Source organism: Xenorhabdus khoisanae (assembly GCF_001037465.1).
GTDB lineage: Bacteria > Pseudomonadota > Gammaproteobacteria > Enterobacterales > Enterobacteriaceae > Xenorhabdus > Xenorhabdus khoisanae.
This window is the reverse complement of record NZ_LFCV01000178.1, coordinates 1-12,304: the sequence shown is the minus strand read 5'-3', so window position 1 is coordinate 12,304 and position 12,304 is coordinate 1. Positions and strand designations below refer to the sequence as shown.

At 44.3% G+C, this 12,304-nt stretch carries 11 protein-coding genes; all 11 read right to left on the bottom strand.

Annotated elements, in window-relative coordinates; all coding sequences use genetic code 11:
• Positions 1-5: 5 nt before the first annotated feature.
• The 11 genes from cheY to flhD all read right to left on the bottom strand — a co-directional run bounded on the left by cheY (position 6) and on the right by flhD (position 11,700).
• Complete coding sequence (gene cheY, locus AB204_RS19240; protein WP_047965001.1) at positions 6-395, bottom strand: chemotaxis response regulator CheY; 390 nt, start codon at positions 393-395, stop codon at positions 6-8.
• An 83-nt stretch (positions 396-478) separates the two neighbouring features.
• Positions 479-1,531: a protein-glutamate methylesterase/protein-glutamine glutaminase gene (locus AB204_RS19235; RefSeq protein ID WP_047965000.1), complete on the bottom strand. Its 1,053-nt coding sequence runs from the start codon at positions 1,529-1,531 to the stop codon at positions 479-481.
• Positions 1,524-2,411 carry a protein-glutamate O-methyltransferase CheR gene (gene cheR / locus AB204_RS19230; protein WP_047964999.1) on the bottom strand — a complete coding sequence of 296 codons (888 nt, stop codon included), beginning with the start codon at positions 2,409-2,411 and terminating at the stop codon, positions 1,524-1,526. Before cheR ends, AB204_RS19235 begins: the two co-directional genes overlap by 8 nt.
• Before the next feature lie 6 nt (positions 2,412-2,417).
• On the bottom strand, positions 2,418-4,049 hold the full coding sequence (locus tag AB204_RS19225) for a methyl-accepting chemotaxis protein (RefSeq protein ID WP_047964998.1): 1,632 nt from the start codon (positions 4,047-4,049) through the stop codon (positions 2,418-2,420).
• Between the two features lie 56 nt (positions 4,050-4,105).
• Positions 4,106-5,812 carry a methyl-accepting chemotaxis protein gene (locus AB204_RS19220; protein WP_047964997.1) on the bottom strand — a complete coding sequence of 569 codons (1,707 nt, stop codon included), beginning with the start codon at positions 5,810-5,812 and terminating at the stop codon, positions 4,106-4,108.
• A 169-nt stretch (positions 5,813-5,981) separates the two neighbouring features.
• Positions 5,982-6,479, bottom strand: coding sequence for a chemotaxis protein CheW (gene cheW / locus AB204_RS19215; protein ID WP_047964996.1), 498 nt, complete (start codon positions 6,477-6,479; stop codon positions 5,982-5,984).
• A gap of 43 nt (positions 6,480-6,522) precedes the next feature.
• Positions 6,523-8,721, bottom strand: a complete 2,199-nt coding sequence (cheA, locus tag AB204_RS19210; RefSeq protein ID WP_047964995.1) for a chemotaxis protein CheA — start codon at positions 8,719-8,721, stop codon at positions 6,523-6,525.
• A 6-nt stretch (positions 8,722-8,727) separates the two neighbouring features.
• Positions 8,728-9,747, bottom strand: coding sequence for a flagellar motor protein MotB (gene motB, locus AB204_RS19205; RefSeq protein ID WP_047964994.1), 1,020 nt, complete (start codon positions 9,745-9,747; stop codon positions 8,728-8,730).
• A gap of 2 nt (positions 9,748-9,749) precedes the next feature.
• The gene (motA, locus tag AB204_RS19200) at positions 9,750-10,631 is read right to left on the bottom strand and encodes a flagellar motor stator protein MotA (protein WP_047964993.1); all 882 of its coding nucleotides are present in this window, start codon (positions 10,629-10,631) and stop codon (positions 9,750-9,752) included.
• 134 nt (positions 10,632-10,765) lie between these two features.
• Complete coding sequence (gene flhC / locus AB204_RS19195) at positions 10,766-11,347, bottom strand: flagellar transcriptional regulator FlhC (RefSeq protein WP_047964992.1); 582 nt, start codon at positions 11,345-11,347, stop codon at positions 10,766-10,768.
• Between the two features lie 2 nt (positions 11,348-11,349).
• The gene (gene flhD, locus AB204_RS19190; RefSeq protein ID WP_010847229.1) at positions 11,350-11,700 is read right to left on the bottom strand and encodes a flagellar transcriptional regulator FlhD; all 351 of its coding nucleotides are present in this window, start codon (positions 11,698-11,700) and stop codon (positions 11,350-11,352) included.
• Positions 11,701-12,304 lie beyond the last annotated feature (604 nt).

Sequence of the window (12,304 nt, the reverse complement as noted above, 5' to 3'; positions counted from 1 at the left end):
TCTCCTTAGAGCCCCAATTTTTCAAATATTTTATTGAGTTTCTCTTCCAAAATAGCCGCAGTAAACGGTTTCACGACATAACCGCTGGCTCCGGCCTGCGCTGCTGCAATAATGTTTTCTTTTTTCGCTTCTGCCGTCACCATCAAAACAGGTAAGGCAGCCAGTTTTTCTTCACTGCGAATCGTTTTCAGCAATTCAAGACCATCAATGTTTGGCATGTTCCAGTCAGAAATAACGAAATCAAATTCAGTAGTACGAAGTTTGGTCAACGCCTCAGCCCCATCTTGCGCTTCATCGACATTATTGAAGCCCAATTCTTTCAGTAGATTACGCACAATTCGGCGCATAGTTGAAAAGTCATCAACTACCAGAAATCTCAGATCCTTACTTGCCATAAAAACTCCTTGGAATTTCACTTATCCGACAGCACCGTTCTGCAAAAACTGCACTGCAAAAAATTAATATCAAATAACAACTACTAAATACGAATCGACTGCCCTGCGCTGATTTTTGCCAACATAGCTTTACTGATTTTTTGCATGTCCATGACTTCATCCACCGCTCCCAGCTGGATTGCGGCACGTGGCATACCAAATACCACACAGCTCGCCTCACTCTGAGCAAGTGTATAGGCACCTGCCTGTTTCATTTCCAATAAACCTGCGGCACCGTCACTGCCCATACCAGTCAAGATAACCCCCACGGCATTGCGCCCCGCATATTTGGCGACAGAACGAAACAAAACATCAACGGAAGGACGATGGCGATTAACCGGCGGAGCATTGGTTATCATGATCTGGTAATTGGCACCACTGCGGCAAAGTTCCATATGGCAATCCCCCGGGGCAATGTAAGCATGTCCCGGCAGAACACGCTCACCATCCTCTGCTTCTTTAACCGCGATCTGGCTCAGTTTATTGAGCCTTTCCGCAAATGATCGTGTGAAGCCTGGAGGCATATGTTGTGTAATCAGCAACGCCGGGCTAGTGACTGGCAGGAATTGCAACAGGTTTTTGATGGCCTCGGTTCCTCCTGTCGAAGCCCCGACAGCGATCAGTTTTTCACTGGATAATAACGGCTTGAAATTCAATGGCGTTGTATTCACAGGTTCAGGTGTCATGGTACTGACTTTTGCCTGCGCCGCAGCACGGATTTTCTCGGCAATCATCTCACTATAGGCCAACATGCCCTCGCGAATGCCCAACTGGGGCTTGGTCACAAAGTCCACCGCCCCCAGTTCCAGTGCCTTCAATGTAATTTCCGAACCTTTTGCTGTCAGAGAAGACACCATCACGACAGGCATAGGACGTAATCGCATTAGTTTTTCCAGAAAATCAATGCCATCCATACGCGGCATCTCAACATCCAATGTTAATACCTGCGGGTTGTGTTTTTTTATTAAATCACGGGCAACAAATGGATCCGGCGCGCAATCCACCACTTCCATATCTGGGTGGCTATTAATAATTTCCCGCATGATTTGACGCATCAGCGCCGAATCATCCACACAAAGAACAGTTATTTTATTCATGACCCCTCCTTGCCCGACCTACACCGTAAACGGTCTGTCCTTGCAAGTAGAACTCTCGGCTGATTTGAGTGACATTTTCGGAATGCCCTGCGAAGAGCAAACCATCCGGTTTTAAGAAATTGACAAAACGACGCAAGATCCGTTCCTGCGTTTTTTTATCAAAATAAATCATGACATTGCGACAGAATATCGCATCAAATTTACCTTCGAGTGCCCACTCTGAATCCAAGAGATTCAGGTGCTGAAAACTCACCATTTCAGCCAGTAAGGGGCGAACCCGAGCATATCCTTCAAAGAGACCAACACCTTTGAAAAAGTATTTTTTCTTTTGACTCTCGCTCAGATATTGTAATTCTTCCAGTCGATAAACACCTTGCCGTGCTTTTTCCAGCACACTGGTATCAATATCGCTGCCAATGATTTTTATCCGATTTGACCGATGCCCCAGTGCATCACACAAGGTCATTGCAATAGAATATGGCTCCTCCCCCGTTGAAGCGGCAGCGCTCCAAACGCGGTATGTTCCTCCATTTTTCCTGCTGGCATGTGTTGCCAAAATGGGAAAATGATGGACTTCCCTGAAAAATGCCGTGAGATTAGTGGTCAACGCATTGATAAATAGTTCCCATTCCCTGCTGTGGCTATCTTGTTCCAGAATCGACAGGTATTCACCAAAGTTATCGAGTCCCAATACACGAAGCCGCCTGACTAAGCGGTTGTAAACCATCTCACGTTTATTTTTTGCCAGTACAATGCCAGCCTGTTGATAGATAAACTGGCAGATGCGCTCAAATTGCGCATCTGACAAAGCATGCCGCTGAAGCATAAAGTTCAGCGGTGCAGTAGCATCAGTAACTGAAGCTATTAAGTTGGATTTCATCTGACCTCAGCGTACTTGACCTACAACATACTCATCGGTCATGTTTGATGCAGAAGAGGCCTGATGATCATACTCATCTTCCAAGCCTCTGGGCAGTTCAAATTGAGCAACCGTTTTCACCAATATGTCTGCCTTATCTTCAAGTGCCGCCGCCGCTGCCGCAGATTGTTCCACTAAGGCCGCATTTTGCTGTGTGACTTGATCCATCTGACTAACCGCTTGGGCAACTTGATGAATGCCACGGCTTTGCTCATCAGAAGCAGCGGCGATTTCAGCCATCAGTTCAGTCACGCGGTTAACCGCTTTGACTAGTTCATCCATGGTATGGCCCGCGTTATTCACCAGCTCTGAGCCTTGATTAACACGGTGGACAGATTCATCGATTAAGGTTTTGATCTCTTTTGCTGCCTCAGCACTTCGTTGTGCCAAATCACGTACTTCTCCCGCTACCACAGAGAATCCACGTCCTTGCTCACCTGCACGCGCCGCCTCAACAGCTGCATTTAATGCCAGAATATTGGTCTGGAAGGCAATACCATCAATGACACTGATAATGGCACTGATTTTCTTCGAACTGTTGGCAATTTCATCCATGGTTGCCACGACACTCGTGGTCAATTCACCACCTTTTGAAGCAGTCTCGGAGGCAGAGACTGCCAGTTCACTCGCCTGACGCGCATTTTCAGCATTCTGCTTGACGGTTACGGTCAGTTCTTCCATGCTGGCAGCCGTCTCTTCTAATGATGCCGCCTGCTCTTCTGTACGTGATGATAAGTCTGTATTGCCCTGTGTGATTTCCTGAATACCCGAATACATTTGGTTGGTATTTTCACGCACAGAAGCAATGGATTTGATTAATGATTTCTGCATGTCACGCAGTTTTCTGAAAATATCACCAATTTCATCATTGGTCGTAACGGCAACCTCCTTATCCAGGCGACCTTCTGCCACATCCTGAAAACAGGCTCTCATGTTTGAGAATGGTCTTAGCAGGTTACGTCGTAGCCACCAATGCGCTGAAATGGAAACAACAAGCACCATTAGAATAGAGCCAAAGAACATGGCAATGGAAACTTTGTAGTAAAATGCACCATCAGAAACCGCTGAGCTAATGTTAGCCCCGAGGTACTGCATATAGTTGTTATATGCAATTTCCATCTTACGCTGATAGTCTTCTGTAGGTTGTTCAAGGAAAGCCTGAAGGTTTCCTTCATAGAGGTAAGTTTTGAGCTCTTTCAAGGCGTTGATATATTCTTGGTAAGAATGTTCAACCGTAATTAATAATTCTGCACCACTATCCGTTTGTTCCATCCGGGGTAACGCACTGAATTTGGCAAAACTTCTGTCTGCTTCATTTAATGAGCTTTTAAGTAACGCCTCCATTGCGTCTATCTGCGTTTGTGACTGCCCCACTTTTTGGGCAATTGCGATTTTGTTCAGAGTGTTACGTGTTTGCAATAATGCCGCCCAACTCAGGCCAAGGGTATCTCTCCGTTGAGTTCCCAGATCAATTCTTTCAATATATGACTGGTCTGTATGAATTATTCCCAGAGACAAACCGCTCGAAATAATTTGCATAACACAAAACATCATCAATAACAGATACAAACTGGTTGATATGCGAAACCTGCCTAACATGTAATCACCTCGTTTAACGGCTGCATAATGCAGCCGTGATTATCGCTATTATTTTTTTAGAATGTTTCCCAATTAGATGGGTCTTCCACATTACTGCTTTTCTTCAGTACGGGAGAATTCGTCTTATTAGCTGGAGGAGTTGACGATTTACTCGTCAATGAAACGTCATGTTTTCTTTTTTCAGGCTGCATCCTTTCTGCCTGCTCCGGTAACTGGAACAACGCAACTGCTTTGGTCAATATCATAGCCTGCTCTTCCAATGCCGCAGCGGCAGCAGCAGACTGTTCAACCAATGACGCGTTCTGCTGTGTGACTCTATCCATTTCGGAGATAGCGACACCAACTTGCGTGATTCCCCTGCTTTGCTCATCAGAAGCCGATGCAATTTCCCCCATGATGTCAGTTACGCGGGTAACAGAATCGACAATTTTATTCATGGTTTCGCCAGCACTTTCCACCAACACGGAACCAGTGTCAGTACGGCTTACCGAATCTTCAATCAGTGCTTTGATCTCTTTGGCCGCTTCCGCGCTGCGCTGTGCCAGATTGCGAACTTCTCCGGCAACGACAGCAAAACCACGTCCATGCTCACCGGCACGGGCAGCTTCCACCGCAGCGTTGAGGGCAAGAATATTGGTCTGGAAGGCAATGGCATCAATCACGCCAGTGATGTCAGAAATTTTACGGGAACTGTCCGAAATTTCGTGCATGGTTTGCACCACATTCGCCACTACTTTGCCGCCCTGACGAGCGATATCGGAAGCGTTGTCAGCCAGATTGCTGGCCTGACGGGCGTTGTCAGCATTCTGTTTTACTGTTGCAGTCAACTGTTCCATGCTGGCGGCGGTTTCTTCCAGTGATGCCACCTGTTGTTCTGTGCGTGCGGAAAGATCGTTGTTACCTGAGGCAATTTCGCTGGTACCGGTATAAATAGTTTCGGTACTTTGATGGACGCTTCTGACGGTTTGGATCAGTTCTTCCTGCATATGTCTCAGGCCGACTGCCAGCATCCCCATTTCATTAGTACCAGATACACTGATCGTCTGGGTCAAATCACCTTTCGAGAACGCTTTGATATTATCCAGCAGTTTGTGCAGCGGATCGATCAATGCCTTACGTAAACCGATCCAGCTTATGACCATAACTACAATCAACAGGGCCAGCACAAATATCAGCGAAATAATGACATTGCTGTAAGCTGCGTCAGCTTCATGTGATACCTGAAGATAAAGTTTTTCGCCCTGGGACAGATAAAAGTTAAATTCCGCAGCAAAAGCGTTCTGATAATCAGTCGTTTTTTGAAGAAAGAATTCTGTAAACTTTTGGTTCGCCAGCATGTTATCTAAATCTTTAAGTGCATTAAGATAGTCATGATGGGTCTGTTTCAAACGTTGAAGACGCTCCGGATCATAGAAAGATAGTCTTTTAGTCTGTTCATATTGTTCGAAGCTCCGCTCGGCTCGGGCGATATTAGCCTTAGCCTCTGCCAGAGCATCATCTACTACTTTATAATTACTTTCAACACCACTATTTTTCATCATATAGATGATGCCAACACGATTCAGGTTATTACGGGCTTGCAGCAGGTTAACCCAGCTATCGTCCAGATAAATTTGCTGCTGTCGCATTTCATCTATTAAATCAAAGGCTTCTATATCGTTCTTCAACCCTTTAAAGAACAATCCCCCGGAGATAAATTGCAGAGCACCAAATAATATGATGACTGAGATGAGTCCCGTCACTATTTTCATTCGGTTAAACATGACTTCCCTTTTGTAATAAATTGCTATGCCAGTGTTATCGGCAGGCAGAAAGGGAACTTTACGCGTAATTCTAAAAATTGATTTTTTGCAGCATTTTTTTGATCCAGAACAAATAGGCTGCTGCTTTTTATTGCAACAGCCTTAAAATTATTGCAACAGCCCTAAGACATCAGCCTTTAGCGACTGAATCTACCAATGCCATCTCTTCACTGCTGAGAAGTTTTTCGATATCAACCAGAATCAACATCCGTTCATCAAGAGAGCCAAGCCCGGTCAGATACTCTGTTGATAATGTCACCGCAAATTCTGGGGCAGGACAGATTTGATCTTCTTTCAAAGACAGTACGTCAGACACGCCATCAACCACAATGCCAACGACACGGTTAAGTAAATTCAGGACAATAACAACGGTGTTATCGTTATAAGTGATACCTTCTTGTGAGAATTTGATCCTCAGATCAATGATAGGAACAATCACTCCGCGCAGGTTGGTGATCCCTTTTATAAAAGCAGGTGTATTCGCAATGCGGGTGACGTGGTCATAACCACGAATTTCCTGCACTTTCAGTATTTCAATTCCATACTCTTCGTCACCCAAGGTAAAAACCAGATATTCCTTTCCGGCTGTTTCCCCCGATAATTTATTGAATTCTTCTATGGCTGACATGATGTTACCTTTTACTGTTACCTTTTACTGTGAGATGACTGTCTTATTTGTTATTCACCAACTCTACTTTGCGCTCAGCCAATTGTTCATGGTTGAGTGTCTGCAAAGCAGGAATATCAATGATGAGTGCCACACTACCATCCCCCATAATGGTGGCCGCCGAAATTCCCGGCACTTTGCGGTAATTGCTCTCAATATTTTTAACAACAACCTGATGTTGACCAACCAGTTTATCCACCAGTAGTGCATAACGACGACCGGCGCTCTGCACGATGACAGCAATACCTTTTGTTGGGTCAGTTTCCCCATTCGGGATATCAAATATGCGATACAGTTCAAGCAGCGGTAAATATTCACCACGCACTTGCAACAGCTTTTCATCACCCGCCAACGGGTAAATATCTTCATCTTGTGGCTGCAATGAGCTGACTACCGCACTCAATGGCAGAATGAAAACTTCATCATTAACTCTGACAGACATGCCATCCAGTATTGCCAGTGTCAGTGGCAGCAAAATGCGAATGACCGTCCCCTTCCCTTCCTGAAAGCTGATCTGAATCTGTCCGCCCATATCCTGAATATTGCGTTTCACAACATCCATACCGACACCACGACCAGAAACATCCGTTACAACTTCTGCAGTCGAGAATCCGGGAGCAAAAATCAGCATAGCCACTTCTTCATTGCTCATGTTTTCACTGACACTCAATCCTTGAGATTGCGCTTTTGCCAAGATCTTCTCACGGTTTAAGCCTGCGCCATCATCGATAACTTCGATACAGATGTTTCCCCCCTGATGTTCAGCCGCCAACGTCAAATTACCCGTTTCTGATTTTCCGGCTGCGAGGCGTTTTTCCGGGCTTTCGATACCGTGGTCGAGGCTGTTGCGTACCAAGTGTGTAAGAGGATCGATAATCCGCTCAATCAAACTCTTATCCAATTCGGTTGAGCTACCGATCAGTGTCAGTTCCACTTTTTTATCAAGCTTTCCAGCCAAATCACGTACTAAACGTGGGTAACGGCTGAAAACGTATTCCATCGGCATCATGCGGATTGACATGACAGATTCTTGCAAGTCACGGGAATTTCGCTGCAATTGAGCCATACAACTCAACAATTCGCTGTGTTTTGTCGGTTCCAAACCATTACAGTGCTGTGCCAGCATAGATTGGGTAATGACTAACTCACCCACTAAGTTGATGAGTTGATCAACTTTTTCAACGGCAACACGAATACTGGAAGATTCCGCACGTTGGCGTGGTGAACCCGCCGCTGGACGTGGTGCCGGACGCCCAATTTCACGTACATCAGTTTTTTTCTGGGCATTAGTCGGTTGCGGATTATCCGCAGTCACCGCGTTTGCAGCTACGGCAGTCTCTGCCGCTGTACTTTTTGTTGTGGTACTTTCTGCCGTATTCTCTTCTGCTGTTGTTTTTACTCCAGCATCTTGTTTTGTTTCAGTTTCTGTATGAGCTTCATTCGTAGGCAAAAAAGTGATTTGCTCAGGCTCAATGACAAAGCACAAAACAGCCGTAATATCATCTTCTGTCGCAGATGTGACTAAGGATGCTTCAATACTGTTTGAAGTTTGTTCAACATCATAAAGCTCACCAAGATGCCCCAGTTCATCCTTCATTAAACTGACTTCGCGCTCTTTCAGCCCAGACAAATGAACACGAATCTGACCATGATGAGATTTGTCTGCCGGAGAATGTTTCTCTTCTGACTGATTTTCTTTTGCCGGAGCTGCCTCTATCGCCTGTTTTTCTTCAACTTCATCTGCAACGTTTTCTGTAACAATTGCAGCCTGAGTTGCAGAGGCTGCCGCAAACAAGTTCTCTTCCTGTCGCTCTTCCTGTAATTCCAGTGCAAGCTGACGCAGTGTTTCGCAGATATAATTGAATGTATCTTCATCCGGCTCCTGAGAACTTTTATAGGCATCCAATTGTTGCTGCATAATGTCTTTCGCTTCTAAAAACAGGTTGATAATGTCAATGGTCAGGCGTATTTCATCACGCCTGGCACTGTCGAGCAGATTCTCCAAAACATGCGTGGTTTGTTGCAGCTTGGCAAAACCAAAAGTCGCAGCGCCTCCCTTAATAGAGTGGGCGCTGCGAAATATTGCGTTTAACTGCTCATGATCGGGTTCGTCGGCATTGAGCAGCAATAAATGCTGTTCCATATCAGCCAATAATTCATCTGCTTCATCAAAGAAAGTCTGATAAAACGCGGTAATATCCATCGTTACTTACTCTGTCATCTTAGTATCACTCAGCGGTTCAGCCGCTGACTGATCCGATATTGTGATTTCATGTTTTATGATCACATGGGATTGTTCGGTGGGTTGCTGAGCAGGTGCTCCCTCATTCGAATCCATTCTGATGACTTCTTGCATATCCATACTATCATTGGCTGTCATGGCGTTGCCGCCACTGTTTTCCTGCTCAATCCTTTTTTCTGCATCTTTATTCAATACAATAATGCTGATACGACGGTTAACTGGCGCATTCGGATCGATGCCTTTTTGCATGCTTACAGTGGATGCCATGCCTACCACTCGCAGGACTTTGGCTTCATCCAAACCACCAATCAGCAATTCACGCCTTGACGCATTGGCTCGATCAGAAGAAAGTTCCCAGTTACTGTAGCCTCGCTGACCATTGGCATACTGTAAATTATCAGTATGACCAGAAAGGCTGACTTTGTTTGGAATACCATTCAAGATCGGTGCAATTGCCCGCAAAATGTCACTCATATAAGTCTCAACTTTTGCGCTGCCAATCATGAACATTGGGCGGTTTGCCTGATCGATAATTTGAATGCGCAACCCCTCATCCATCATGTCGATCAATAAATGAGGACGCAGTTCTTTAAGACGAGGATCGGTGATAATCAGTTGATCAAGTTGCTGGCGTAACCGATTCAGGCGACGAGTTTCCTCATTAGCTTCAGCTGACTTGGTTTGGCGGAAAACTTCCCCATCCTGCTGGAAAACATCATCCCCTCCCCCCGGGATTGGATTGGTGCTATCACTGCTTTGTTGCCCCTTGTTGATCGCTACTTGTAAGGGAGTGCGGAAATATTCTGCAATGCTGGTCAACTCCTGCGGGCTGGCGATCGATATCAGCCACATAACCAGAAAGAATGCCATCATTGCAGTCATGAAGTCAGCATATGCAATCTTCCATGATCCGCCAGCATGACCATGGCCCGAACTATGTTTTTTGCGTTTTTTTATTCTGACGACAGAAACATTATTCGCTCTCATAATTATTCTTCAACTTCTTGTTGTACAGGGGATTTAACCCGACGAACATGCTCTTCAAGTTCTGTGAATGAAGGACGATCTGTGAGGAATAAAGTTTTGCGACCGAACTCAACCGCAATTTGTGGTGCATAACCATTCAAACTGGAAAGTAGCGTTACCTTGATGCATTGCATCATTTTGATTTGTTCACTGCTGCGTTGACGAAGTAGTGTCGCCAAAGGAGAAATAAAACCATAAGCCAATAAGATCCCAAGGAACGTTCCTACCATCGCATGTGCAATCAAAGCGCCGAGTTCTCCTGCCGGGCGATCCGCAGATCCCAAGGCATTAACTACACCCATTACAGCAGCAACAATCCCGAATGCGGGCAATGAATCCCCGACCATCGCCAAACTGGTGGCAGGAATTTCACTCTCTTGTTCGTAAGTTTCGATCTCTTCATCCATCAAGGCTTCGATTTCATGAGAATTCATGTTACCGCTGATGATCAAGCGCATGTAGTCAGTGAGGAAATCCATCAAATGCTGATCTTTCAACAAACGGGGATATTGTGTAAAAATGTCACTTTGTTGTGGGTTTTCAATGTCCCTTTCCAAAGCAAGAAGCCCGTGCTGGCGAGATTTGGATAACAGGCGGAATTGCAACGCCATAAGATCCATGTACATCGCCTTGTTGTATTTAGATCTGCGCAATATTTTTGGTAAGACACGCAGTGTTGCCTTTATCGCCTTGCCATTATTGCCCACGATAAAAGCGCCAATTCCCGCACCTGCAATAATCAAAAATTCCGCTGGCTGATAAAGTGCGCCCATGCGACCACCGACAAGCAGATAGCCACCAATTACCGCACCAAAAACCACGATATATCCTAAAAGTACTAACACGCGATATCCTTTAGCTAAGTTGGTGAGCAGATGGGATTTGAACAGGGCGAATTGATAAATGAAGAAGGGTGTGGAAGCAGGTTACAGGTTTGGATGTGAAACCTGTAACCTAGATTTTACTTTCTCATTTAAATTCACATAGCTTGCTGAGCAAATCCATCCAGCAGTTGTGAATTAGTATCGGCAGGTTGTAAGGAAAGTTTACGTTTTTTTACTGCCCGTGAAGGTGGCTGACAAAGACTACAAACAAAGCTATTTACCGGTTGATGAGCATGTGTGATGAAAGTCCCACCACAACAGCGACATTCTGTTGGCTGCAACATACCACTGTCAACAAAACGAACCAGTGTCCAAGCTCTGGTCAATGCCAAAACAGGCCCATTTTCACTCCCTGGAGGACATTGCTCAAGGTACAGCCGGTAGGCTTTTACAACAACCTCTACACCTTCACAATATCCACTTTTCAACAGAAAACGGTAAGCATTGTAGAACATTGACGAATGAATATTCTGTTCCCAAGTCATAAACCAATCCGTCGAAAAGGGGAGCATCCCTTTAGGCGGAGGGCTTCCCCGCAACTCTTTATACAACCTGATCAATCGACCCCTGCTTAGTTGCGTTTCACTCTCAAGCATCTGCAATCGCGCACCTAAAGTGATGAGTTCCATTGCCAGCTGAATATCTTTCGCTTCCTGAACAATACTTTTTTCAACCATCTTTACGCTCTTTTCTTGATTGAAGTGTCATCCTGAGCGGATAACTGCTGAAAAAGATGAGTAGACAGCAAGATACCTGTATGAATTTGTTGCAGATCGTCCACCCGCGATTCCTTCGTTAACTGCTGTACAGTTTCGTGGTCTTCAAACCGAAAATGGCAAATCAGTTGGTTTGTTTCAGCTAATTTTACTAACTGAGGCAATGTCAGCTCGGCCAACGTATCAGCCATCGATTCACTAATACCTAAACGGAACATCGCAGATGCTTTCTCATGGTTAATTAACCGTTGTGCTAAAAGCAAATACGATAAATTTATGTCATAAATATGTTTGAGCAATTCAACCGTACTCATTTTATATATCCCGTCCGATTACATGAAAAAATTAAATTAAGTGATCAAAGAATCACTCACGACAAAATTACCAGTAGCATGAGATTCAATAATCTCCGACATAACTGAAATATACATCTTTAGCCAGAGCAGTAACTGTCCTTTGTATTACTCTTGGGATCGCCCAATTTCTAAAATATTTCGGTAATGGGTTGTGAAAGTATTATTGCGTCATCTGGGTAATGCACTTGCCACAATTGATTAAGAATATTCTTAATGCTAATTAACTTTACTCCTGAATCATCAACTTATACAACGGAGAATATATGTCATTTTAAATACTATGTGATCCTGATCACAAAACTAACAGCTTTTATTATGATTCTAGCTCATTAACTATTCAAGCAACAAAAAACGAGAAATAGTCTACAATTAATAAGTTAAATTATCTAAATAAAAATATTAAGGACTGTTTTTTGTTTTGTACGATCTATTAAACTTATAAATCCAAAATAACGATAAAAAATCTTTCCTTTAGTAAAATTACCAATATCTTAATAAAATTTGGCTCTTGATAATGTAGGTAGGCACTCATCTTCCACTATAACTTGATTTAGATCATAGT